The sequence below is a fragment of the Nostoc sp. NMS9 genome (genome assembly GCF_017114995.1).
Classification (GTDB): Bacteria; Cyanobacteriota; Cyanobacteriia; order Cyanobacteriales; family Nostocaceae; genus Nostoc.
In genome coordinates, this window is record NZ_JABXKL010000091.1 from 210,197 (window position 1) to 235,836 (window position 25,640).

Annotated in this window: 23 protein-coding genes; 6 read left to right on the forward strand and 17 right to left on the reverse strand. The window is 42.8% G+C overall.

Annotated elements, in window-relative coordinates:
- Positions 1–17: 17 nt before the first annotated feature.
- From HWQ40_RS30105 to HWQ40_RS30115, 3 genes are all read right to left on the reverse strand, one after another.
- Positions 18–821 carry a superoxide dismutase gene (locus HWQ40_RS30105; protein WP_292785413.1) on the reverse strand — a complete coding sequence of 268 codons (804 nt, stop codon included), beginning with the start codon at positions 819–821 and terminating at the stop codon, positions 18–20.
- A gap of 111 nt (positions 822–932) precedes the next feature.
- Positions 933–2,030, reverse strand: coding sequence for an ABC transporter ATP-binding protein (locus HWQ40_RS30110; protein ID WP_292785414.1), 1,098 nt, complete (start codon positions 2,028–2,030; stop codon positions 933–935).
- Between the two features lie 107 nt (positions 2,031–2,137).
- Positions 2,138–2,857 carry a GUN4 domain-containing protein gene (locus tag HWQ40_RS30115; RefSeq protein ID WP_292785415.1) on the reverse strand — a complete coding sequence of 240 codons (720 nt, stop codon included), beginning with the start codon at positions 2,855–2,857 and terminating at the stop codon, positions 2,138–2,140.
- Positions 2,858–3,133: 276 nt separating this feature from the next.
- Here HWQ40_RS30115 and HWQ40_RS30120 point away from each other — a divergent pair, with 276 nt between their 5' ends.
- Positions 3,134–4,555: an NADP-dependent isocitrate dehydrogenase gene (locus tag HWQ40_RS30120; protein ID WP_292785417.1), complete on the forward strand. Its 1,422-nt coding sequence runs from the start codon at positions 3,134–3,136 to the stop codon at positions 4,553–4,555.
- Between the two features lie 317 nt (positions 4,556–4,872).
- Positions 4,873–5,355, forward strand: coding sequence for an Ig-like domain-containing protein (locus HWQ40_RS30125; protein WP_292785419.1), 483 nt, complete (start codon positions 4,873–4,875; stop codon positions 5,353–5,355).
- 282 nt (positions 5,356–5,637) lie between these two features.
- Here the strand turns inward: HWQ40_RS30125 and mtnA are convergent, their stop codons facing one another.
- From mtnA to HWQ40_RS30150, 5 genes are all read right to left on the reverse strand, one after another.
- Positions 5,638–6,699 carry an S-methyl-5-thioribose-1-phosphate isomerase gene (gene mtnA, locus HWQ40_RS30130; RefSeq protein WP_292785421.1) on the reverse strand — a complete coding sequence of 354 codons (1,062 nt, stop codon included), beginning with the start codon at positions 6,697–6,699 and terminating at the stop codon, positions 5,638–5,640.
- 79 nt (positions 6,700–6,778) lie between these two features.
- The gene (locus HWQ40_RS30135) at positions 6,779–7,342 is read right to left on the reverse strand and encodes a GNAT family N-acetyltransferase (protein ID WP_292785423.1); all 564 of its coding nucleotides are present in this window, start codon (positions 7,340–7,342) and stop codon (positions 6,779–6,781) included.
- A 115-nt stretch (positions 7,343–7,457) separates the two neighbouring features.
- Entirely contained in the window at positions 7,458–9,365 is a 1,908-nt protein-coding gene (gene dxs / locus HWQ40_RS30140) for a 1-deoxy-D-xylulose-5-phosphate synthase (RefSeq protein ID WP_292785425.1), read from the reverse strand.
- A gap of 727 nt (positions 9,366–10,092) precedes the next feature.
- Positions 10,093–10,536: a hypothetical protein gene (locus HWQ40_RS30145; protein ID WP_292785427.1), complete on the reverse strand. Its 444-nt coding sequence runs from the start codon at positions 10,534–10,536 to the stop codon at positions 10,093–10,095.
- 286 nt (positions 10,537–10,822) lie between these two features.
- Positions 10,823–11,194: a hypothetical protein gene (locus tag HWQ40_RS30150; protein WP_292785429.1), complete on the reverse strand. Its 372-nt coding sequence runs from the start codon at positions 11,192–11,194 to the stop codon at positions 10,823–10,825.
- Between the two features lie 111 nt (positions 11,195–11,305).
- Here HWQ40_RS30150 and HWQ40_RS30155 point away from each other — a divergent pair, with 111 nt between their 5' ends.
- Together HWQ40_RS30155 and HWQ40_RS30160 are read left to right on the forward strand one after the other, a co-directional pair.
- Complete coding sequence (locus HWQ40_RS30155; protein WP_292785431.1) at positions 11,306–11,500, forward strand: hypothetical protein; 195 nt, start codon at positions 11,306–11,308, stop codon at positions 11,498–11,500.
- Positions 11,501–11,564: 64 nt separating this feature from the next.
- Positions 11,565–12,329: a ferritin-like domain-containing protein gene (locus HWQ40_RS30160; RefSeq protein WP_292785433.1), complete on the forward strand. Its 765-nt coding sequence runs from the start codon at positions 11,565–11,567 to the stop codon at positions 12,327–12,329.
- Between the two features lie 46 nt (positions 12,330–12,375).
- On the opposite strand, the gene HWQ40_RS30165 is transcribed toward HWQ40_RS30160, so the two are convergent.
- The 7 genes from HWQ40_RS30165 to HWQ40_RS30195 form a co-directional block, all read right to left on the reverse strand.
- Positions 12,376–13,338: an aldo/keto reductase gene (locus HWQ40_RS30165; protein WP_292785435.1), complete on the reverse strand. Its 963-nt coding sequence runs from the start codon at positions 13,336–13,338 to the stop codon at positions 12,376–12,378.
- A gap of 300 nt (positions 13,339–13,638) precedes the next feature.
- A complete protein-coding gene (locus HWQ40_RS30170) occupies positions 13,639–13,944 on the reverse strand; it encodes a DUF4090 family protein (RefSeq protein WP_100898458.1) in 306 nt (101 codons plus the stop codon).
- 188 nt (positions 13,945–14,132) lie between these two features.
- Positions 14,133–14,387, reverse strand: coding sequence for a hypothetical protein (locus HWQ40_RS30175; protein WP_292785437.1), 255 nt, complete (start codon positions 14,385–14,387; stop codon positions 14,133–14,135).
- Positions 14,388–14,413: 26 nt separating this feature from the next.
- Positions 14,414–14,752 carry a helix-turn-helix domain-containing protein gene (locus HWQ40_RS30180; RefSeq protein WP_292785529.1) on the reverse strand — a complete coding sequence of 113 codons (339 nt, stop codon included), beginning with the start codon at positions 14,750–14,752 and terminating at the stop codon, positions 14,414–14,416.
- Positions 14,753–14,931: 179 nt separating this feature from the next.
- The gene (locus tag HWQ40_RS30185) at positions 14,932–15,573 is read right to left on the reverse strand and encodes a TMEM175 family protein (RefSeq protein ID WP_292785439.1); all 642 of its coding nucleotides are present in this window, start codon (positions 15,571–15,573) and stop codon (positions 14,932–14,934) included.
- A gap of 34 nt (positions 15,574–15,607) precedes the next feature.
- Positions 15,608–16,795: an FAD binding domain-containing protein gene (locus HWQ40_RS30190; protein ID WP_292785441.1), complete on the reverse strand. Its 1,188-nt coding sequence runs from the start codon at positions 16,793–16,795 to the stop codon at positions 15,608–15,610.
- 18 nt (positions 16,796–16,813) lie between these two features.
- Positions 16,814–17,458 carry a DsbA family oxidoreductase gene (locus HWQ40_RS30195; RefSeq protein ID WP_292785443.1) on the reverse strand — a complete coding sequence of 215 codons (645 nt, stop codon included), beginning with the start codon at positions 17,456–17,458 and terminating at the stop codon, positions 16,814–16,816.
- A 114-nt stretch (positions 17,459–17,572) separates the two neighbouring features.
- On the opposite strand from HWQ40_RS30195, the gene HWQ40_RS30200 reads away from it, so the two are divergent.
- Positions 17,573–18,502: a LysR family transcriptional regulator gene (locus tag HWQ40_RS30200; RefSeq protein WP_292785445.1), complete on the forward strand. Its 930-nt coding sequence runs from the start codon at positions 17,573–17,575 to the stop codon at positions 18,500–18,502.
- Positions 18,503–18,690: 188 nt separating this feature from the next.
- On the opposite strand, the gene HWQ40_RS30205 is transcribed toward HWQ40_RS30200, so the two are convergent.
- Positions 18,691–21,783 (reverse strand): phosphoenolpyruvate carboxylase, encoded by a 3,093-nt coding sequence (locus HWQ40_RS30205; RefSeq protein WP_292785447.1) that lies wholly within the window; start codon positions 21,781–21,783, stop codon positions 18,691–18,693.
- An 84-nt stretch (positions 21,784–21,867) separates the two neighbouring features.
- Entirely contained in the window at positions 21,868–22,122 is a 255-nt protein-coding gene (locus tag HWQ40_RS30210; RefSeq protein ID WP_289798942.1) for a hypothetical protein, read from the reverse strand.
- A 494-nt stretch (positions 22,123–22,616) separates the two neighbouring features.
- Between HWQ40_RS30210 and HWQ40_RS30215 the strand changes: the two genes are divergently transcribed.
- Positions 22,617–25,634: a DUF1574 family protein gene (locus HWQ40_RS30215; protein WP_292785449.1), complete on the forward strand. Its 3,018-nt coding sequence runs from the start codon at positions 22,617–22,619 to the stop codon at positions 25,632–25,634.
- The last annotated feature ends 6 nt before the right edge of the window (positions 25,635–25,640 follow it).

Consider the following 25,640-nt stretch of genomic DNA (forward strand, 5'->3'; position numbering starts at 1 on the left):
TCTCCCTGTCCCAATGTTTAAGCAAATTTGCTTGCTGCTGCAAACCGCTTGTTAATCTCATCCCAATTAACCACGTTCCACCAAGCATCTAAATAATCGGCGCGGCGATTCTGGTAATTGAGATAATATGCATGTTCCCATACATCATTACCCAGGATGGGATATTTACCTGCACTTAAGGGACTATCTTGATTAGCTGTAGTTGCCACTTCCAACTTGCCACCCTTGTTACGCACTAGCCAAACCCAACCACTACCAAAACGACTAGCACCAGCTTCGTTAAACTGTTTCTTGAAAGCTGCAAAAGAACCAAAATTTTGATTAATCGCGGAGGCTATATTTCCTGTTGGTTCTCCCCCACCTTTCGGCTTCATAATTTCCCAGAACATTGAGTGGTTAACGTGACCACCGCCATTATTGCGTACTACTCTACGAATATCTTGTGGTACATTGTCAAGTTTTTGCAACAGTTCTTCAACAGTTTTGCCTTTGAGTTCTGGGTGTTTGGCTAACGCTGCATTCAGGTTTTTCACATAAGTTGCGTGGTGTTTATCGTGGTGAAATTGCATCGTTTTGGCATCAATGTGTGGTTCCAGTGCTTCGTAAGCGTAAGGTAAAGGTGGTAGTTGGATAGCCCCTATTGTATTTGGCGTTGTATTTGCTGTTGTATTTGGTGTTGTATTTGCTGTTATATTTGGTGTTGCGTCGGGAGTTGTAGTATTTCCCTGAGGAGATTTCTCTGCCAATGCACAAGCATCTAATGCAAAAGCACCCACACCTGCTGTGAGTAAAAACAAGAAATGGCGTCGGTTAATAGTCATATAAGTTTTTGCAGCGAATCTATTAAGTCTCTATTGCAGTTTTTATTTTCTTAGATTATGGCTACAAAAAATTGGTAATTTGCGATTATTTTTGGCAGTTTCAGAAACTCTTTATAAGATTCTGTTCCCAGTTTTAGGATCAAATACAAACAAATGATTTAAATCAAGTTGTAGAGAAAGGCGATCGCCTGGACGCGGATGCACATCCCCACTCACCTGAATATTCAACACCACCGCGGAACCAGGTAAGCCAGCACGAATCAAAGTTTCCCTTCCCAAAGGTTCCACCACTTTCACCTCTACAATCAGCTGACTCTCATTTCCTTCTTGGCGACTTGGCGGTTCGTTAATAAAAATATGCTCTGGACGAATCCCCAAATCAAAACTGTGTCCCTGACGCAAGTGCAATTTTTCTTTCACAACTGCTGGAATCGTTAATAACTGTCCGCTCACATCAAAACCGTTATTTTGATAGATTGCAGGTAGAATATTCATTGGTGGACTGCCTAAAAAACTTGCCACCATCTGATTAGCAGGATTTGCATAAATGGTTTGGGGATCGCCAATTTGTTGAATCCGTCCTCGATTTAGCACGACAATTTTATCAGCCAAAGTCATCGCTTCAACTTGATCGTGGGTGACGTAAATAGTTGTAATACCTAATTCTTGATGTAGTTGTTTCAATTCTGCCCTGGTATCATCGCGCAATTGAGCATCTAAATTAGATAAAGGTTCATCAAGTAAAAACACTTGGGGTTCACGAGCGATCGCTCTCCCTAATGCTACTCGTTGTTGCTGTCCCCCCGAAAGTTGTTTGGGTTTACGATCCAGCAGGTGATCGAGAGAAAGCGATCGCGCCACATTCATCACCCGTTCTTGAATGATTTTTCGGTCAACCTTCCGCATTTGCAAGCCAAAGCCGATGTTTTGTGCCACACTCATGTGAGGATAGAGAGCGTAGTTTTGGAACACCATTGCCACATCCCGTTGTCTGGCTGGGATATTGTTCACCAAGCGATCGCCAATAAAGAGTTTGCCAGATGTAGCGGTTTCTAAACCTGCGATCGTTCGCAAAATTGTAGACTTACCACAACCCGATGGCCCAACTAAAACCCAAAACTCGCCATCAGGAATTTCAAAGGTAATGTCCTCGATCGCAGTGACGTTATTGAATCTACGCTTAATATCTTCTAGACGAACGTTTGCCATTATCTGATTAAAGTTAATAGTTAGGAGTTAGGAGTTAGGAATTTTAAGTTTTGAGTTTTGAGTTTTAAATTAAAAACCTCTTCAACTCATAACTAATAACTTCTAACTCATAACTGTGTCCAAGCTGGGTGAGAGAGTAAAGAGGCAAATACTCGTACTCCCCGAAGTTGATTAGAGAGGGGTAAGTGACCTCTAGGCGCACTCAAATCCCAGGTAAACTCGTTAGGGTATCGCGTCCAGGTATTACCTGCTTTCCAGCCAATTTTCGGCCAGAAATTCTCCCAATTTTTACCCAAACTTAACCAGATTTCTCGCTGCACTGAAAAGCCAAATTTACCTTCGGAGTGGACTAACCAGAGGTTATTAATGGTTTGCAAGTCAACAGCCGAGGTATTTTCTACCTCAGTAAAATACAACCATTTTCGTTGTACAGCCGTTGGCCCTGATAGTTCACACATTTTTTCGATGGTAACGCGATCAGCGGCTTGGAAGTCTTGAACAGCAAGTAGCTGTTGCAAAGAATTGTAGTTAATCCCGCACTCTGATTTTAGAGGTACAATTCCCTCAGGAAAAGAGGAGCGCAAAAATTCTTTGACTTGAGGTGCATCAGAGTTATAAAGGACTTGGTAAGCTTTGCCATCAACCCAAGTCGCTGGGTTCTCACGTCGTTTCAGTAAAAATTCCATCAACACGTCTAATCCCTCATTACCCAACTCAGCTAATTGTGGGATTATCTGTTGTTGGACTTTTTCAGACCCAGCGATTAACGGTAGTCGGAGGGAGTCGATGTCATTAGCAGGGCCTGATAAAATCATTGGGTCTGTCATGCCATTCTTGTGTTAACGGTCAGTGAAAGAGCGGTAAGCTATCGGGCATTCTCCAAAGTGAAGCACTGATAGCGAAAAGTAGTTTACTATTTTTGATCGTACAAAATTGCGATCGCTTCACTGAAATCCCACACTTAATCCCCAAATAATGTACAAGGGGAATAGGGGGAAAATCTGTGCTTTATAGCTTGGTGAACAAAAGACATAGCAAAATATACAAGCCTGCCACATAAAGATTTTTTGAATAGCAGCATATCGATTAGGAGTGTGTGAACGATGTACGAAAAGATTACCCCCCCCGCAGCCGGAGCAAAAATCACCTTCAAAAATGGTGAACCAATCGTACCAGAAAATCCAATTATCCCCTTTATTCGGGGTGATGGTACAGGTATAGATATCTGGCCTGCTACCCAAAAAGTTCTTGATGCTGCTGTAGCCAAAGCATATAAGGGTCAGCGTCAAATTAGCTGGTTTAAGGTTTACGCTGGTGATGAAGCCTGTGATTTATACGGTACCTACCAGTATTTACCTCAAGATACTCTAACAGCAATTGAAGAATATGGTGTAGCTATTAAAGGGCCTTTAACTACTCCGATCGGTGGGGGAATTCGTTCTTTAAATGTAGCCCTGCGGCAAATTTTTGACTTGTATGCCTGCGTGCGTCCTTGCCGTTACTATGCAGGTACACCCTCACCCCACAAAAATCCCGAAAAGCTGGATGTAATTGTTTATCGGGAAAATACAGAAGATATTTATTTAGGCATTGAGTGGCGACAAGGTAGTGAAATCGGCGATCGCTTAATTAAAATTCTCAATGAAGAACTGATCCCCGCCACCCCAGAACATGGGAAAAAACGCATTCCTCTTGATTCTGGTATTGGCATCAAACCCATCAGCAAAACTGGTTCTCAACGCCTGGTCAGACGTGCCATCAAACACGCTTTGCTATTACCCAAACACAAGCAACAGGTGACTTTGGTGCATAAGGGCAACATCATGAAGTACACCGAAGGGGCTTTCCGCGATTGGGGTTATGAACTAGCAACCAGTGAATTTCGCCAAGAAACTGTCATTGAACGGGAATCTTGGATTTTGAGTAACAAGGAGAAAAATCCAAATATTTCCTTGGAAGAAAACGCCCGCCAAATTGATCCTGGGTTTGATAGTCTCACCGAAGAGAAGAAAGCGGAAATTGTCAAGGAAGTTGAAACTGTTCTTAACACAATTTGGGCAACCCACGGCGATGGCAAATGGAAAGATAAAGTTTTAGTGAATGATCGGATTGCTGACAGTATTTTTCAACAAATCCAAACCAGACCGGATGAGTATTCGATTTTGGCGACTATGAACTTGAACGGCGATTACTTGTCTGATGCGGCTGCTGCAATTGTTGGGGGATTGGGAATGGGGCCAGGCGCAAATATTGGTGATTCTAGTGCCATATTTGAAGCTACCCACGGCACTGCACCCAAACACGCCGGTTTAGATCGGATTAATCCTGGTTCAGTAATTTTGTCTGGTGTGATGATGCTGGAATTTCTGGGTTGGCAAGAAGCGGCAGACTTAGTTAAGAAAGGTTTAAGCGATGCGATCGCGAGTAGTCAAGTCACCTACGATTTAGCCCGGTTGCTAGAACCGCCAGTTGAACCTTTAAAATGTTCTGAATTTGCCGAGGCAATTATTCAGCATTTTGGTTAAATACACTAGGGCTAATTAGTCTAATAAAAGACCTCTCCCTGGTTTTACTACGCAAAACCTGTCCCTCTCCGATTCGGAGAGGGAAATAATTAAACTTTAGTTCAAGCGATGGAGAGGTTCACTTCTAAACTGTTGTACTTTTAATTTGCATAAAAAAATAGGAATTAGATAAATAAGCATCTAGCCCCATGCCAGTCAAGAAATATCTCACAAGATAACAGCAAGAAAAGCTGCAAAAAGTCATCAACTATTAACGATGAATAGCATACGACTTCGGAAAAGGATTTAACTTTGTAAAATTTAGATAGACGAAATCTATGAGTCGACAAAATAAAGACGCCTCAGTACCTATCTTAGTGGCAACAATAGGTGCAGTGGCAACTATTGTTGCAGCCATTATCGCCTCTTCCACAATGTTTTTTACTGACCTTGCTAATAAAAAACCACCCTCACCTTCATCGACATCATTGGACATAACCCCACCAAAATTGATTAAGACTACGCCCCCCAAGAATGAGACCAATGTCAAAATACAATCCCCCATTATAGCCATCTTTAACGAGAGTATAGATTTAAATTCTATAGAAAATAGGTTTGAGATGCGTGATAGCGATAATAAACTTGTACCCGTCCAGGTTCGTTATGACAACAAGAACTTCACAGCGACACTTACACCCACGAGTCCTTTAAAAAATTACACAACCTACACTGTCACAATTCAAGGCGGGGCAAATGGTTTAAAAGACTTGGGTGGCAATATCATGGAATCTGACATTACCTGGTCATTTCAAACTGACTAAATTTTTTCAATCAGGAAAGGATTATGTCCTTTCTGATTGAGTCATTGCCAGTGGGAGCGATCGTAGTAGACCCCAGGTGTGAGGTCAAAAATTATCTACGATCGCATTTGAGTTATTGACTGTCTTCTTTGCTGTATTGTTTAAAATGAACTTTGTATTTCTCTCTTTTCTTCCTTTGCTTTCTTTGTGTCCTTCTCCCAAGGGGAGACGCTAACGCGAATGCGGTTCGTTCCTTTACCCTTCAAACTTCGCTTAACAGACTATTAGTAAAGAGATCGTCAATTACACTAATTGCTTTAACTGTGATTTCGCTAATTTATCAGGTGCGATCGCTCCATTCTCTGTAATGATTGCTGTAATCAACTCAGCCGGAGTCACATCAAAAGCTGGATTGTAAAAATCTACACCTTCAGGTGTAAGAATAGTATCACCAACTTGATAGATTTCTGTTGGTTCGCGTTCTTCAATGGGAATTTTGCTGCCATCAGCTAATTCAAAATCAATGGTAGAAAGGGGTGCAGCCACAAAGAAGGGTATATTATGTGCTTTAGCTGCGATCGCTACACTATATGTACCAATTTTATTGGCAGTGTCACCATTGGCAGCAATGCGATCTGCACCTACAACTACAGCATGAATCAAACCCTGTTTCATGCAATGGGCTGCCATATTATCAGTAATTAATGTTACTGGAATCCCTTCTTGCACACATTCCCAAGTGGTGAGTTTTGCACCTTGTAAGCGGGGACGGGTTTCGTCGGCAAATAAACGTTCTAAACGTCCTTCCCTCCAAGCAGAACGTACCACACCTAAAGCAGTGCCATATCCAGCAGTAGCTAGCGCCCCAGCGTTACAGTGAGTAAGCAGCCTCAGCTTTTGTGGCGTATTGGGCAAGACTGCCAAACCATTGTCGCCGATCGCTTGACAGGTTTGTAAATCTTCTATGTTGATTGCTTGGGCTGTTTGGAAAAGGGTTTGCTTGATATCTTCTACTGTTCCCAGCGTTTCGTAGGCAGTTTTGATCATCCGGCTAATTGCCCAAAATAAATTTACCGCTGTTGGACGAGTAGAACGCAACAACTGGGCTACTTTATCTAAGTTATCTAAAAATTCGTGGCGATCGCTTGTTTCAATTTCTCTAGCACCAAGATACATTCCATAAGCCGCAGCCACACCAATTGCAGGCGCACCTCGCACAATCATGGTTTTAATTGCCCGCGCCATATCTTCACTGCGGTGAATTTCCACAAATGTATATTCGTTTGGTAAGCGAGTTTGGTCAATTAGTGACACTGAGTCATTGTGCCAAATAATGGGATAAACCTGGTTTGTAGAAGCTGTCATAGAAAGAGTTGGTTAATAAGCATCAAATCGCTAATGAGTGCTTGTTAGCACTTTGGTAGTTTAACACGCTACATTGGTGTCAGCTAAAGGATGAAGTCTGCCAATCTTTTCTTTCAATTGCCAATAAATTTACCTCCACCCACTGGTTACGCTTCTGAAAACCCTCTGGAATATAGCGAATAAATTGCATCCCAATTTGTTTTAATACTTTCTCACTACTCCTATTCCATAAAGCATGGTACGCTTCAATACGATCTGCTGCCAAAACCGTGAAACCAAACTTGATAATAGCTTGAGCTGCTTCTGTCATATAACCTTGACTTTGGTGTTCTGGATGTGTCCAAAAACCGAGATTCCAAATCCGAGCTAATTCATGATTTTTTCTAATAGAAATTCTCCCGATAAATCTACTAGTACTAGCGCATTGAATTGTGAAAGTATAGGCTAAATGAGATTCCCAAGATTGCAAACTTTGTTGAAGGTGTTCGTGAAGTTCTTCGATGAATTCTGGAGGTTCCCAAGGCATACCGTCGTTAAAACCTGGAAACTGCGTAGCCGAAAACACGTATGGAATATCTTGGGAAGAGACACATCTGAGGATACAGCGCTCAGTCTTAATTTGGTATGTTATTGGTATTTTCATAGCTAATTTTCATTAGTTGCTAGAGAAATTGATACTCAAAAAAATAACCCCTGTTTTAGAGGTTATTTTTATAAGATTATTCTAGGAAGTAGAGGATGTAGTTAAACAAAATTAACTAAACCACAGCAGATACTTGTTGCTTAAAGAAAGCTTGCAACACTCTCTCTGCTATTTGATGACTAGTTAAACCGAGTTCTGTCTTAGATTCATTGGGTTCAGCATGATCTACCAATACATCTGGTACACCGAATCGCTTGACAGGAACGAGAATATCTGCATCTAGTAAAGCTTCAGCGATGGCAGAACCAAAGCCACCCATCACACAGCCTTCTTCTAAGGTGACAACACGACCGATTTTCTTAGCTAAAGGCAAAATCAACTCGGTATCCAAAGGCTTAACGAAACGCGCATTAATTACAGTTGCTTCAATGCCATGTTCGCTGAGAATTTCTGCGGCTTGCATTCCTGGATAGACCATTGTGCCATAAGCAACGATTAACACATCATCGCCTGTACGCAGAATCTCGCCTTTGCCGATTTCCAAAGGTTCCCAACCTTCCTCCATCAAGGGAACACCGTAGCCATTACCACGAGGATAACGCATTGCGATCGGCCCGCTGGTATGCTCAACACCAGTTACTACCATGCTTTGCAGTTCTGCCTCGTCTTTGGGTGCCATGATTACCATGTTGGGAATGCAACGCAGATAGGCAATATCATACATACCTTGGTGGGTGGGGCCATCAGATCCCACGATTCCTGCCCGATCCAAGCAGAAGAATACTGGCAGGTTTTGGATGCAGACATCATGAATTATCTGGTCGTAGGCACGTTGCAAGAAGGTGGAATAAATAGCAGCAACGGGGCGCATACCTTCGGTTGCAAGTCCTGCTGCTAGGGTAATTGCGTGTTGTTCCGCAATGCCGACATCTATATATTGATTCGGCAGTTTTGCTTGAAGTTTATCTAAACCTGTCCCCGTTGCCATAGCCGCAGTAATGCCGACGATTTTCGGGTTTTGTTCGGCAAGTTTTACCAGAGTGTGAGAAAAGACTTTGGCATAAGCCGGAGGTTTGGGTTTATTAGAAGGAATGGCTTTGCCAGTTGCGACATTGAAGGGGCTTTGGGCGTGGTAGCCAACTTGATCTAGTTCGGCAATTTCATAACCTTTGCCTTTGACTGTTGCCACATGTACCAAAACTGGGCCTGGTATCTGATGTGCTTGTTGGAAGGTGGCAATCAATTCTTCGAGATTATGCCCGTCTACTGGCCCAATGTAGGTAAAGCCGAGTTCTTCAAAAACTGCACCTACCTTCGGAACCGCCAAGCGCTTCATACCTTCTTTGATGCGTCCGAGTTCAGGGGAAAGGGATTCGCCAACGAAAGGAATTTGCTTAAACTGTTCCTCAAGATTATCTTTAATAAATTGCACCGGTTGGCTGAGGCGCATTTTGTTGAGATAGCGAGGAATCGCGCCGACGTTGCGAGATATGGACATGTCGTTGTCATTGAGAACAACTAACAGGTTAGTTTTCGGCATGTGTCCGGCATGATTGATCGCTTCTAAAGCCATGCCTCCAGTCAGTGCGCCATCGCCAATCACAGCAACGGCTTTAAATTTTTCCCCTTTCAAGTCTCGCGCTAAAGCCATGCCCAATGCTGCTGAAATACTTGTAGAAGCGTGTCCAGCCCCAAAGTGGTCAAACTTGTTTTCACCCCGCTTGAGATAGCCCGCAACTCCGTCTTTTTGTCTGAGGGTGTGGAAGCGATCGTAACGTCCTGTAAGCAGTTTGTGGGGATAAGCTTGGTGTCCTACATCCCAAATCACTTTATCTCGATCTAAGTCCAGTGTTTGGTAAAGTCCTAGTGTTAATTCGACAACACCCAACCCTGGCCCCAAGTGTCCACCATTAACTGCTACTGTTTGAAGATGCTTATCTCGAATCTGACGGGCAATCTGTTGCAGTTGGCGAACAGACAAACCGTGCAACTGATTAGGATGGGTGATTTCGCTCAGATGCATATTATAAGGTTTTCCTCTCTAACTTCGAGTCTCGGTATTTTGATTTTCCCACGGTCGGGTTGTCCACAGAATCAAACTCTTACATTGTTACTAAGTTGTAGTGGAAAGTATAACTTCTTAATTGATAATGGTGAAAAATCTGTTAACCATTAACAATTCGTCAAATAAGGTCGCAATCAGTTAAAGTTATAACACATTTTTTAATGGGTAATGCTACTTAAATATAGCCTGCAACGCGTATAGAAAAACAAGTTTATTAAGAGTAATTTGCGGAAGTTTTTTAAGCAGATTACTCAATTTTGCCATCTTAAGTTAGTACAAAAGAAAGTCAAATATTTTATTTACAACTATATATCTAGCATAATTGCTAGTAAATATTTAACAATAGTTTCTACTCTTCTGCGGTGACAGCAGCTAATTTTATCAGCGATCGCAAGTTCCTATAGCTATGAAAACATGTATCTAAAGCTACTCGATTCTTTTATCTAAATATAATGTCCGGGTAATTAGTAGATTTTAAGTACAATCCCTTGTAGTGAAGCAAAACTAGCTGTGCTACCCTACCATAATGGTTTGAATACCTGTAAATTGCTGTAATAATATTCACATAACCTGAGACTTTCCAAAATTATTCACAAACAACAATATTTCCGACTTCTTTAAGAAGTCGGAAATTTCAAGCTTTCGGTTTTCGCAAATCCAATGGGATTGCTATATATATATACCTCTATTTACCAAAAGCATCCTTAATGTTTTCAACAGTACGTTCAACAACATTCTTTGTGTTGTCTACTGCTTCTTTAGTACGAGATGCATCTTCATTTGCTCTTCTCTGAATTGTAGCGGCATCTTTCTTGGCTTTACGCTCAATAAAACTACCATTGTCTGTTGATTGGTCAACTTTATTGGCATTGCTCTTGGCAGCGTCCTTAACTTTATCTGCCGTCTCATCAATGAAATTTTTGGTTCGTCCAGCATCTCTATTAGCTTTATCTTGAGCGCGATCTGCATCATCATATGCAATCAAGGTTCCAGCAGGAGCAGCCATTGCTGAGGTGTTCGAGAAAAATGCACCTTGCCAAACAAAAGCGATCGCTAACATACAAAACAGTGTTGTAGCCATCCAGCGTTTTACCGTGGAAAGCTGTTTTGTAACATAATTCAATTTCATACAATACAATCTCATGTGATTTAGTATACTATTTCTACTTCATTTAGCTTATTAGCCATATCGATCCCTAGATAGAAGTTCTTGCATCAATAGTTATGAAATGAATTCACTATTTTGATAGATTGAGTTTTGAGTAAAGATTATTTCCTGGTAATTAAAGGTCGAATTCAACAGTTTACAGTTTTTGAACATGGGCGATACCTACGGTGAGCTACGCTAACGCACCGACAGAAAAATTAGCGATCGCCCTTCAGTTAATTAACTTGCGATCGCTTCCAGGGGGCGGTTACGCCATCGCAACTGACTTTTTACGATTGGGACGCTTGCGTTCTGATTTTTTTTTCAGTCCAACGGCTTGAGCTTGATCGCTATCTGAGCCATATTGACCGCGAATCACTTCTTTCATTGCTAATACAGCATTGTGAAATTCCCATTCTGCCAATCGTGCAGCATCAGCAGCAGCACGATATAAAGTTAGTTTTTCAGTTTCGGCTTGTTGCTGCGCCAACATAGCTTGATAAGCTTGCTGTAAGTTTGCTACAGAGGCATCAGTACGGGTTGTGTTGTATGTGCTAATGGTTTGCAAACCGTGCAATGAGTTTATATCTTGACTAATTGACTGAGAAGGCAAACGACGGGTTTTATCTTGGGCGGGCATATATACATACTGATCTAGAGTATATATTTAATGTGCCCATTAGAACAAAAAAACTAACAGTAAAGTGAGATTTTTAGATAGAACAAGGTTAAAAAAAGCGTGAGTTAATTTTTGCAGGTCGAAACAATCGCATTGTTAGGCGAAACAATCGCATTGTTAGGCGAAACAATCGCATTGTCAGGCGAAACAATGGCATTGTCAGGCGAAACAATGGCATTGTCAGGCGAAACAATGGCATTGTTAGGCGAAACAATGGCATTGCAGGAGGTTGCATTAGATAGCGTGGCGATCGCAATTACAATCTAAGGAGTTTACAGTAAGTTTTGGGAATCATTAAAACAATACAATGCTACACACATCTGGAGTTTTAATGAATCCTCATAAGCTGTTACCTACCTTGTCTTCAATCACAACATCTGATGAGTGGTACACCTACTACAAAGCCAATGCTGAGTTTCAATTAGAAATCCCTTGGAAGCGGGGTGCAGAAATCACAGAGGCTGAACAGAATGCCATAGCAGATTCTTTAGCAGCTTGGCAGTTGGGTGAGACATCAGATGGGTTGCACTTAGTGGCTACTGCTCAAAACTATGCACAGCGCATCAAAGATCCCAGATATGTTGATGTAATTGAACTATTCATCAAAGAAGAACAACGTCACGGAGGCGACTTAGGACGGTTTCTTGACCTTGCCCAAATCCCTCGGTTGCAGCGTAACTGGGGCGACACGCTGTTTCGGAAAATACGCTATGCAATCCCAATGATAGAGATTTGGACAACTCCGGTCATCATGGTTGAGACTCTAGCATTGGTCTATTACAAAGCAATTCAAAACGCCACAAATTCCCCAGTTCTAAAGCAGTTGTGTCAACAAATATTGAGAGACGAAGTAAAGCATATTCGTTTTCAATACGAGCGTTTAGCAGTTCTACACAAAAACCGCCCTGCATGGTTACGGAAGCTCACTTATCTTATGCAGCAATTTCTTTACTATGTACCAGTGATTCTAGTCTGGATTGGTCATCATCGCGCACTCAAAGCCGGAGGACATAGTTTTAAAAGTTACTGGCGGGATGCTTGGGTAAAAATGAATTTTGCTTGGGAGCGAATGAAACCAGAAAGATATCAGTGGTAGCATAGTCGATGTGTGAACTTCCTCCACAGACAACACTAAGAAAGCATCACGCTGACATCAATTGCTGGATGCGCTCTGGCTCCTCTCCCAGCCAATCTGGATTTTGGGCAGTGCTGTCGAAGATTGATGAGGTTTTGAACGGCTCAAACTCGCCACGTGATGCCGCTTCTGCCGTTTTTGCTAAGAGCGATCGCACCTGCTCGTCATTCATTGGCTGGAACGTCCGCACTGCTTCAAAAGCTTGCTCTAAAATCTCCATGCTGTCAATTCCAGTAATCACAACCGATGTGGGTAGATTCAAAGCATAGTGTAAACACTCAATTGGCGTTACAGTTTTTGACCGTAAAAGAATACCGTTTGCCAAGCTTTTCATCCCCAAAACGCCGATATTTTGTTTCACAAGTTCTGGTACAACCAGCTTTGCAAAACTCCGGTAGTGGGCATCCATGACATTCAACGGCATTTGCACTGTATCAAATTTAAACCCGTGAGCGGCTGCAACTTCCAGCGTATGTAGATGAATATGGGGATCTTTGTGCCCAGTGAAGCCGATGTATCGGAGTTTTCCAGCTTCTCGCGCCTCAATGAAGGCAGCATTTGCCCCTTCTGGGTCGAAAATTCGATGGGGGTCTTCGTATCGAATCATTTCGTGATGCTGAACGAGATCGATGCAATCAACTTGCAGGCGTTTGAGTGATTCGTCTAATTGTTTTGCAGCTTCTTTTTTAGAGCGACCATCAATTTTCGTCATCAGAAAAACTTTATCCCGGTAGCGATCGCGTAGCGCTTTTCCCATGCGAATCTCGCTGACTCCACCGTTGTAATCCCAACTGTTATCCATAAAGGTGATGCCACGATCGATGGCTGTTCTAACAATGCGGATACCCATTTGCTCATCAACGTGCTTCAAGGCAATGTGCCAACCACCCAATCCGATAGCAGAAACTTTCTCTCCTGTACTGCCGATAACTCGGTATTGCATTTCTGAATTTGACGTAGTTCCTGACATGTGTTCTCCGAGTCTTTCAGCCATTAATTAAGTACATATAGCCACCTGCCAATTCAAACACAAGGCAAAGTTGACAATATCTTGCTGAAGATACACTTTTCGACGCGATGGAAAAAAACTCAAGAAGCCAAAATACAGATGGCAATTTGGGATGTGTGAGGTAAAAAATTGAATTGATGTGTTAAGCCCAGACGTGTGGCGGTAGGGAATTAGCAGCATTACGCTGTGCGAAGGAGTGTCAGAGTTTGTCGCCAGACATCGCTAGAGTCTCTTATCTCAACGAACTCCTAACTCCTAACTTTATTTACCACTATAGAAAAAGGCAATTTCTTTCTCTTTTAGGGGTGCGAAACCAGCATCTACGAGTAATTGGTCGAGTTCTGCTTGGGGAATGTGTTTTGCGCCAATTCGCACAATGCGCGATCGCATCGTATTAGATACACCACTGCGCTGTCTATTGCCTTCTAGCGCCATAACTTTACCATAAAGTTCTAGCTTGGCAGGTGGAATGGGAGAACCATCAAAATCAATTCCCTGTGCGATCGCTTCATCAATCGCATCAGCCCCTGTAGTAGTTTGATTTCCTGGGTTAGTTTCGGTAGGCATGGTAATTTACTCTTCTTCGCTATGGGTAGATTTTACCAGCCTTGTTGACGCCAAACCTGCCTACTGGCTTTTTTGCTATAGGTTCACCGATAGGTAAAACCCACCTTGGTGGGTTAAAAAACCTTAATTTTCTCTTAGCCCACGCAGGTGGGCTTTGTTTGTGTAGGCGCGAATTCTATTCGCCAAAACTAATCACGAGTTTGGCGTGTTACCAAGCCGCCAACAAACGCCCCTAAGATAGTGCCTGTCCAAAGTCCTGTTGTGCTACCTTGCCATATGGCTCCTGGTGTTATCCAAGCGTTGCACATCTCCTTTAAACCCCAAGGTTGGTTTTGACACTTTTGGCTATGCAGCATTATGGTGATTTGCCCACTGGTGTAAGCACCAAAAAAACCTGATGACAGCGCCAAAAAAGTGCAAATTAAAATTCTGTTTTTTATCATTAGTCATTAGGGCGAATGGCACTAAGTTAAGGTAGAATCCTTAGTTTTATTCGGCTAACTTGTCTACTACTGAGCGAGATTCCACGCTCAACAGCCAAAGGTTCTTCTAGTTGACGGCTTGTATAGCTGCCCTCTTCACCTAACCATTGTTCAATCGCGTGAATATCCTCTAAACTCCATTTGCGTTTTCCTCCACGTCCAGGCGCTTCCCATAATCCACCTAATCCTATTTTTTCCCATCGACGTAATGTCGCTCGAACTGTATGCTCATAAATCTTGAGATGACAAGCAATCTCAGGAACTGTTAACCCATCTCCATTCAGCCCTAATCCGATCGCTCTCCTAAATGACTCTTCCAGGTACATTATCTGCAAGGCTTAACTCCTGCAACGTTTTGTCTTCTTCTGGAGTCAACCGAATTCTTAATGGCGAAGGCATTTTCTAGCATCTATTACTGTCCCCTCTTATCTTATAATTTTTTATGTCTCACTACTTACAATGCTAATTCCTCAATAGTTACTTGGGACAAGTCTGTCCGATTACTTCAGACTTGTTCCATCAATTGCTTGTCGATAATTCCAGGCAAAAGATAGAACGAGGGAATAAGGATATAAAGTACAATGCTCAAGTTGATATTGATAAAAGCCAAGCCTGCGGCAACAAGATAAGAAATTGGATAACTAAGAGTCCAAATAGTTGCTTTTTGAACAGTTTTTTGGTGGATGATTTTTTCACTCGTAATGTACCGACGGACAACATAAAACCAGAGCGCATTGTAAGCAAATCCAGTCAGTGCTAGTGTCAGTCCATAAAAAACAACCACGGGTAGCGAGGTTCCATATTCACCAATAAGCGCCGTAGGATAGGGGATAAAAGCAACGCACATTAATAAAAGTAAGTTGATTACTAAAATAGTGCGATCAACTCTTTTTATGAAATGAAAGAGTGCATGATGATTAATCCAAATTACGCCAATAACAATAAAACTGGTGGCATAGCTCAAAACGTGAGGAAATACTTGGAGTAGTTTAGCAACAGCTTCAGAGGAGGTTGCTTGAGATAGGTCAGGTGCTTTAATTTCAATCACAAGCAAAGTCACCGCAATTGCAAATACACCATCACTAAATGCCTCAAAACGATTCAAACTCATTAAGGGAACTTGTTTTTTACTCTCCAATTGTGGCATTTTAGTTTCCTGAAGTAGTTTAAATCAGTTTACTCTACGCTTTTTGTTGGAGAGGATCTAAATTTTCACCAAATCGACTTGTGCCATAACTAAATTGAGAGCGATCGCCCATTTGCTGACCGGATGCCATAAGTTGTCTGCCATAAGCTAGTTGACTCGGCTCCCAAGCTGGCAAAGCTTTAATAACATTATGGTTGTATCTAACTAACGCCTGAGCAAGAGAAATTGCATTAGCCGCCGCTTTTGCGGTACTTGCTGCCGTATGGGGACGGGGAATAAAGGCAGCATCGCCAATTAGCGCCACCCGTTCAAAGGTCATTTGTGGCACTCCCAAGTCTAAAATCGCCTGGACAAAAGGCTCTTGAGTTGCAGCAACAAGTTTCTGGAATGGGGGAGCTAGTACCGTATTGGCATATAAACGCATCTCCTGCTCCACTGCTGGTGCTAACATTCCGGGTGGAATAGAATAATCCCGATGTTTGCCTTCCTTGTCTGTCAAAATACGAGGTAGTTCGGTTATCTCATCGTAATTGACATACCAAACCCAGTTAAAGCGGCGTTCTCCAGGTACTAAAGATTCGTGGTCGCCCGGAATCACATATTGCAGTATGTGAGAGTTGGGAAATTGATAGAACACAAATCGTTCTGTAAACAAAGTAGCCGCATCTGATTCCAGTTCATTTTCGTTCACAAGTCCCCGATAAGCGACATATCCCGCGTAAAGATAATGAACATCTGGTAGGAAGTGTTGTCGCACAGTCGAATTTGGGCCATCTGCACCAATCAATAAATCTGCTGTGTCATGAGTTCCGTCAGCAAAGATTGCTGTAACCTGTTCGCCGTTTTGCTGAATATCGGTTAAGTATTTGCTGTAATGATAATGCTCAAAGGGAAAATGCCGACGCATAGAACCGTAAAGCAAATTCCAAGAGGTCAACATTTGACGCATTGGCATCGGTTGGTTAACACTACCATCGGAGTTTAGGTAATAACGTTCGTGCGCTGTTACGCCCAGCGATTGAGTAGAGATACCTGCGCCCTCAAAGGCTTCAATAACATCGCTTTGTAGTACAACGCCACCACCGCGACTATCAAGATTGCGATCAGAGCGTTCGTAAATATCTACATCCCAACCAATAGAGCGCAGCATAATTCCTGCAAACAAACCGCCGAGCGATCCACCAATAATAATTGCTCGATTACCTGTTGGTTTTATAGTCATTGAACCCCTTGTATTTTGTTATACGGCTTCTAATTCATTTACCGCAGTTTGTAAGGCTGTCAAAAAAACATCAACGCTTTGCGCTCCAACAATCGTTTCTCGACCAATTTTGATCGACGGTACTCCCCTTATATTCCGGCTTGCTGCCTGCTCCTCTAGGGCTTTTACTTCCTCAACTCCTTCATTAGAATGTAGAAATGCTCTAACTTTGTCAGCATTTAACCCAACTTCCGCTGCAAGTTTAACTAGAGTTTCGACATCGGTAATATCTTTTCCTTGCATAAAGTAAGCGTTCAAAATCCGCTCTACCATTTCTGTCGCTTTGCCTTCAAGCTCGGCAAACCAACTCAAGCGATGAGCTTTTAGAGTATTTGGAGTAACCTGCATTAAGTCATAGCGAAATTCAATACCGTCATGGGTAGCCGCCTGCATCGTTTGAGCATCTAGCGCTTGTGAATATTCCCAACTACCAAACTTGTTAGAACGGTAGGTTTTACGATCCATCCCTGCTTCTGGCATGGTGGGGTTTAACTCGAACGGATACCAAAGGCGTTTAATCTTAACCGGAGATTTTAGTTGCTCAATTGCTCGATCGAGTCGTTTATCTACCACCAAACACCAGGGACAGATAAAGTCTGAAGTGATTTCAATTGTTAAGGTCACGGGTTTCTTTGCATTAATTTCTGACCTCTTAACGATAACTCCATCCATAAAGAATGATAATAGAGCTAATATGCCAAACACCTTTGCGTTTTATGCAAAAGTATAGGGAAACAGATGGATCAATTTGCAGCGATGCGTGCTTTCGTCAAAGTGGTAGAAACTGACGGATTTTCTGAAGCTGCACGACAGATGCAGATGGCAGTATCTTCTGTGACTCGCCAAGTAAATGCTCTGGAAGAAATGCTCAATACCCAACTACTCAACCGCTCAACTCGCAGCGTTACCCTTACGGCGCAAGGTCGTAAATATTACGATAAGGCAGTTCGCATTTTGCAAGATGTGGAGGAAGCAAACCAGTGTGTGATGGAGCAGGATATTCCACGCGGACTATTGAAAGTCAGCGTACCAGTTGCCTTTGGAAGACTGCATATTGCACCTATTGTCAATGATTTTTTTGTTCAGTATCCAGAAGTAAAGCTAGATTTGAGATTGAGCGATGGATTGTCTAACTTGGTGGAAGAAGATTTAGATATTGTAATCCGCATTGGAAATCTCGATCGGTCTGGAGCAAATCTAATTTTGCGTAAGATTGCCTCGTATACACGCCTCGTTTGCGGTAGTTCAACGTATTTCAAACAGCATGGTAAACCCAAACATCCAGACGAGTTAGCAAATCATAACTGTCTATTGTTTACTTATTTCATGGGGTATGATATCTGGCGATTCAAACGAGATACCGAATTTTGTGAGGTTAAAGTAAGTGGTTCCTTAATATCAAGTAATTCTGAGGTACTCCGCCAAGTCTGTTTGGATGGGACGGGTCTGATTTTGATGCCAACTTGGTTAATTGGTGAAGACATCCGAAAAGGAAAGTTGCAAGCAGTGCTAACCGATTGTCAAGTATATCCCCAAACCAGTATAGATATGGGCATTTATGCGCTTTATTTGCCAAATCGCAGAAATTCGCTGCGGGTCAAAGCATTTATCGATTTTTTAATCAAACGATTTGGTAATCCGCCTTACTGGGAAGAAACTACGCATTGAACTGGGTTATGGGAACAATGATTCAATAGTAGATGTTTGTTACCCCTGCGTGAATCCAAGTTAGATGTTTTAATAAACATTCGGGCATTGGGCATTGGGAAGAGGCGGAGGGGCAAAGGAGAAATGCTTACTGCAACTTCCGCTCCGCTCCCTGCTTCCCTCCTGCTTCCCCTGCTCCCGGACTCCCATCAACCTGTATTTCTCATCCCGGCTGCAATACCATTGATAGTTAACAATGCTCCTCGCAGTAACTCGCCTTTGCTATAACGAGAATGAATTACTCCAGAAGTAGCAGTAGTATTTTGGGACTGCCGTAGACGCTTGAGTAGTGAAACTTGGATAAATCCCAAGGGGACAATTGTGCCATTGCGTAACTGCACAGATCGTTGCAATACAGGATCGCCATCTAACAGTCGATTGTGATCGGTGATTTTTAACACCAAATCCCTTGTCAGATAGAACTCGCTAGCAATTTGGTCAAACACCTTGGCAAAACGAAGTTGATCTTCTGGTTTTGAGAGTTCTTGGACGTAGTGGTGTGCCATTTGCATATCTACTTTTGCCAAAGTCATCTCGGCCTTAGAAATCACCATCTTGAAAAAGGGCCACTTAACGTAAAAGTAGCGTAGCAATTTCAAGTGTTCTTCTGGTTCTGCGTTCAAGAATTCTTGTAATGCTGTGCCAACGCCATACCAGGAAGGAAGTAAAAAGCGAGTTTGTGTCCAGCTAAATACCCAAGGAATAGCTCGCAGACTGCTTAAATCTTTCTTACCAGATGGACGGCGTGCGGGACGGGAACTAATTTGCAACTGGCTAATTTCTTCAATGGGAGTTACTTCGTGGAAGAAATCAACAAAATCAGGCTGTTCGTAGATTAAAGCACGATAATGTTGACGCGATCGCGCTGCTAATTCTTCCATAATCTCATTCCAGGGTTCAATATCATCAAACCCTGTCCGCAGCAGGCTGGCTTGAATCACAGCAGTGGTGATGGTTTCCATGTGGTACAAAGCTAAGTCCAACAAGGAATATTTGGAAGCTAAAACTTCTCCTTGTTCGGTAATCTTGATTCGCCCATTGATACTATGACCTGGTTGAGCCAAAATCGCCTCGTAAGCGGGGCCGCCACCCCGTCCCACAGAACCGCCGCGGCCGTGGAAAATCCGCAAATTCAGATCGTAGTTTTCTGCTATTTGTTGCAGTGATTTTTGAGCTTTATGAATTTCCCAGTTGCTGCTTAAAAAACCAGAGTCTTTGTTGCTGTCAGAATACCCCAGCATTACTTCTTGCAAGTTGGGGGTGACGGAGGAGGTGGAGGCAGGGGAGCAGGGGAGCAGGGAAGCAGGGGAGGGTGAATTTTCATTGGTATCCTCTGCTTTTGTCTGTTCGTAACCACCAGCTAATAAAGCGCGATATAACGGCAGTTCAAATAGTTTCCGCATGACGCTTCTGGAGCGTTGTAAATCTTCTACTGTCTCAAATAGGGGGACTACTTGAATAGTTCCGACGGCAATGGCGGGGTCAAAAAGTCTGGCTTCTTTGGCTAACAGTAGTACTTCCAGCACGTCGCTCACGTCGCGGCACATGCTGATAATGTAAGTTTGGCAGATGTTGAGACCAAATTCTTGTTGGAGCGATCGCACGACGCGAAAGGTTTCAATTACATCGTTGGTTTTTTCCGAAAATGGCAATTCTGCCGGAATTAGTGGCCGACGGGTTTGCAGTTCGCCTGTGAGCCAAGCAACTCTTTGCTCCTCAGATAGTTCGTTGTAAGGTTGGGGTAATATTTGCAGGTATTCGAGGATCTCGTTGAGCGCATCGGCGTGACGGGATGATTCTTGGCGGATATCTAACTGTGTCAAGTTAAAGCCAAAAATTTCTACCTGACAGATCAGATTTTCTAAATCTCGACAACTTAAACCTGTTTCTGTCAAGTTGCGCTGAATCATTCGCAGTTCTGCTAAAAAATCGGCTCCCGAACGATACAGGGGGCTATCTTGATTTGTTGGCGTTTCCCGATTGTACAAAGCTAGATTGCGATCGCGAGTATTTTCCAACCGTTTCAGAACATAAGCCAGTTTCAGCCGATAGGGTTCTTGTCGATAACGCAGCGCCAGTGCGTCATATACCTCGCTCAACTGGGACTGATCCAATTCTAGAGATTCCAGTAAGTCTGGTAAAACATCACTCCAGTGCATCGACACACTCAACAATTCAATCAGATTTTTCACTGACTGAATATATCTTCCGATCACCATTTTGCGCTGATAGCAAGCCGTTTTCCAGGTGATTTCGGGTGTGACTGATGGGTTCCCGTCTCTGTCTGAACCTACCCAAGAGCCAAAAGAGCAAAAGTTTTTACTTGGTGGTTCTAGCCAAGGAAAGGTATTGGATAAGGTATGTTTGAAACGTTTATACAGTTGCGGAATGCCATCAAATAAAACTTCTTGGAAGTAGTGCAGGGCATAATCTACTTCATCTAGCACTGTGGGTTTGAACTGATGAAGTTCGTCTGTACGCCACCACAGGCGAATCTCCTCGAGCAATTGTTCGCGGACATCTACTGCTTCCCAAGGATATGCTCCTGGCGTAGTCCCAGAATGGTTTTCCAAGGTATCCAGTTTTTGCAAAAGTTGTACCACCTGTCGCTGCTTATCCCGGATGGTATGACGAACAATTTCCGTCGGATGTGCTGTGAAAACTAAGCGCACATCCAGATGTGCAATTAGACGTTGAATTTGCTGGGGTGGTACATTCAGTTTGAATAAATAGGGAAACAAGGCAGCAAAAGTACCTTTTGGTTTGACTTGCGCCTTTTCGAGATAATTCTTTCTAAGGAAGGCTGCTGCTATTCCCTTGCTAACAGGCGCGTCATCTTCTCTTTGATTAGACGAATAGTTAACATTGGCTGCTGTTTCTGGCTCTATAGCCTCTGTTTCTGCCTCATACCGACTCAATTGCTGCCTTTGTTCATATTCCTGCTCAATGATGTTAATCAACTGAAAATACAGAGCGAAAGCACGAGCCGCGCGAATTGCTTCGTTGATATTTAGTTGTTCAATTAATTTGACGGCTGAGGATGCTTGGTCATTTGTTGCTTGTCCTTCTGGCGAACATAAATCACGCAGCTGGCGCAACAAATCTACCATGTTTTGACCGCATTCTTGCCGGAGAACTGACTCCCACAATTCTTCCACTACCTGGAGACGATGACGCAAAAATAATTCCGACACCGGGTATATATCCGCAGTTTGAGACGAAGAGTATAAAAGGGAACCCATATTCTCTATTCTTGTAAAGCTAATTACTGTTTACGGTTCTAGGTTTTGCACTTAATGCTCACCGGGTTGTTCCTGAGCAAATAATTATTTGGTGTATATCTTCTCATCTTGATTGATTTCGTGTTCATCTGGGAAGTCTAGATTGGGTAGGCGATCGCCTCGAAATAATTCTTCGCTAGCTTCTCCTATGGCTTCTAGTGCTCTTACTGTAGTTTTTCCAGTAATCAGCAGCAGTAATATAGACGCTGTACCTATTTGTAAAAGGAACGATTGAGGAATGGGAAACAAATCCAGATTGGATGCGGGTTTAGGTGAAGACTGTTGGTTGGTAGGAGGCATTGCTAATTTTTGGTTATGGGAATTATGAGTAAGAAGGAGTTAGGAGTTAGGAGTTAGGAGTTAGGAGTTAAAAGCTAAGATGACTCCAACAATAAAGGGAGGGAGTTTAAATGAGATAAGCTTATTGTTTGTTTCGCCCATTAGGGGCGTTAGGGCAGTGGGACGCAAGGCCGGCTTTAAAGGACAAGTTATCAACCAGTCATATAGAATTATTCTGACTCCTGGCTCCTAACTTTTAACTCCTAACTCCTAACTTCTAACTTCTGACTCCTAACTCCTAACTTCTGATTTCTGACTCCCTATTAGTAAAATAAACGCAAAACTCAACATTAGTCAGACTTGCAACCTATACAAGACTATCTTGTCCGATTTTGTGAGCTACGAAGGTAACAAAATTGTTAAAAAAAAACGTCAGAGTGTGATAGACCTATGGTTCTAGTTTACAAGTGCAGGCACTATCCCCCAACCATCGCTTCCTGTAAAGTTAACTGAGCATGAAAACAGTAGTACCAGATCGCCAGCAATCCTTAGTGCAATGGGTAAGCCAAGCAACAGGGATCAACACTTTCGGAGTGAAAGTCCGGTTGCGGGGAAATAACCTTCATATTCTTTGTGAAGGTACAGAATGTCCGCAGCGTTGGCGTACTTTGTCTGATTTGCTGCAAGCACTACAGCAAACAAACTTAGATATCCTCACAAGCAGCGAACAAACCTCAATATATCAAGTATTTGTCTATGGCCGCAGAAAAGGGGAACAGCGCCCCTCATGGTGCCATCGAGTTCACTTGAATCAAATAGATAAGCATCTCGATCAGGTGCAACAAGCGCTGCTAGCAGACTCGGAAAAATCAAAACAATCGGGTGGGGCGCTAATTGTCTCTAACGAAAGTTTGGCACGCCAAGGCAATCCAGAAGCGATCGCTCGATATCTGAGCGAAACTCTGAGCACGCTAGGTGTATCAGTACAGGCAAAGATTAAGCTATATAAGCCAAAGAATTCTCAGCCAGAAGAAAATCGCCTGTGGATATTTTGCCAGTCGAGCTATAGCCCTGATGCATCGTTGCTTGCCGAACCAATAGCACAAAAGTTGCGTTATCTCAAGCTTTCCGGCTACCAAGATGCCGTAATTGTTTCTCAGGTGAGCGGCGAAACTGTCCCTGATTGGCTGCTGAGGGTAGATTTGACACCACCAGAGGTGATGCTTAAAGAATGGTCGCGTTGGGGTGATGTCCAAGCGATCGCTCGATTATTAGCTGAAGTACTATCAGGGTTAAAAGTTGGTGTCCAAGTTTCTCTGAAAGAATCAACGCTACATATTTTTTGTATCCCAGCTTTTGATCCTTTAGGAACTGCCCCTATCCCAGACAAGGTAGTGTGCTTAGAGACGATTTTACCGCAGCTAGAAGCGATCGCTCCTCAAGGCATTCTCGCCGCCACTGTATACGGACAAAAAGCAGGCGACAAGGAACCCACTTGGATTGATTGGCTGGCTTTACCCGCAGCCAACCATCCCGCCTTTGCCATATCACCACTTGATTTGGCAAATAGTGGCGATGAACCAGCGATCGTATTTTTACTAGAGCGCTTACTCAATCCTGATTTGGATTGGCGACTATTGACAGGTGGAATTCGCGTACTTCTACTGAACAAAAATGGTTTATTGCACATTATGTGTGATGCACCTGTTTGTCCACAGCGGCAACAAGTAGCAAGTAAAATTACGCAGTTTATCCGCCAGTTAAAAATTTCCGGTATTATAGGAGTACGTATCTACGGTCGCCGTGCTGGGAATAAAGAACCTTTTTGGCATTATGGCGTCGATCTTGAACATCGCCAACGTTTAGTACCAGAAGCAACCCCAGAATTTGCTGCTACTTCTATATACATTAACGATTTAGTAACATCTGAGACTAGTGAGCCAATTTTGCGCCCAGACTTAACGACAGAAGAAGTTCAAAATTTTGTAACAGAAGTAGCGCGAGATTGGATAGCAACGGCGAGTTCAACTGCGAGGAAATTCCTGTTGAAAAGCCAGCTATTTACCGAAAGCAACGAGTCAGCAGAACATAACCATGATGTTCAAGGAATTAAAATTGCTCTGGTTTGGGGAACACTGGGATTATTGCTCACCCTCCAAACTGATTGGGTATTGGGTCAAATTATTGCACGTAATACGCCCAGTTCGCCAAAAGTCGCTAGTGCCACCCTCCCATCTTCATCTTCCGAGCAAAAGGCATCTTTGACATCTGGGAAAAATCAGAGTGAGAAAACGACATTTTTTAGCAGCACTTCCAAGACAAAATCTCCTCCAAATCAGAGTTCTGTATTTAATGCTTCGGAATTTACCCAGAGTGATGATACCCCAAAAAATAATTTGGCAGCGGCACCACTGAAGGAAAAAGCAACCGCAACAGCTATTCTTTTAGCAGCGCGATCGCAGATGCCAAGTTTTAATGTCAGGCAGTTAGACGAGCAACTAGCACTTTATAAACAGCGTTTAGCTAGAACTGGTAGTCCGCCAGATATATTGATTATTGGCTCCTCCCGCGCCCTCAGAGGAGTAGATCCCGCAGCACTTTCTAAAGCTTTAGCAACTCAAGGCTATCCAAATCTTGACGTGTTTAACTTTGGGATCAACGGTGCTACTGCACAAGTTGTAGACTTTGTGATTCGTCACGTCCTGGAACCATCAGAACTACCCAAAATAATTATCTGGGCAGATGGTGCGCGTGCTTTCAACGGTGGGCGCGAGGATATTACCTTTAAATCGCTCGCTGCATCAGCTGGTTATAAACAAGCATTCCAAAAAACAGCAGTAACGGCAAATAGCAATGATTTGCTAGAAAATACGGTAAATTCGGCAGAAGAAAAAACAAATGAAGAAAAACAGGAGATTAGTACTTATGAAGCTGTAAATCAGTCATTAAATCAGGCTATAGCATCTGTTTCTGCTAGCTATCAAAACCGCGACCAAATTAAAAGTTTACTACAAAAACAATTGCTCTTATTTGGTAAGAATCAGACAGTTGTATCACAAAAACAGTCGACAGACGGTACTTCAGATGAGAGTATTTCCCAGCAAGCGGTTGACTTTGATGGCTTTCTACCCTTGTCTATTCGCTTTAATCCTGCTAGATACTATCAAAAACATTCTAGAGTTACCGGAAATTATGACAACGACTATAAATCTTTCCAAGTAGAAGGACAGCAAGATACTGCTTTTCAAGAAGTGCTTCAGTTTACCCAGTCTCAGAAAATTTCCTTAGTATTTGTCAACATGCCTCTGACGGGAGATTATTTAGATCCAGTGCGTAAACAATATGAGCAACAATTTCAGCAATATATGTTGCGTTTGGCTAATAATCCCAACTTTATTTATCGTGATTTGAGCCAACAGTGGACAAAAGTAAATGATTTCTTTTCTGATCCTAGCCACCTCAACCGCTTTGGTGCATACGAAGTCTCGAAAAAGCTAGCTAACGATCCGATGATTCCTTGGCCAGTAAAGTAGAGAGTG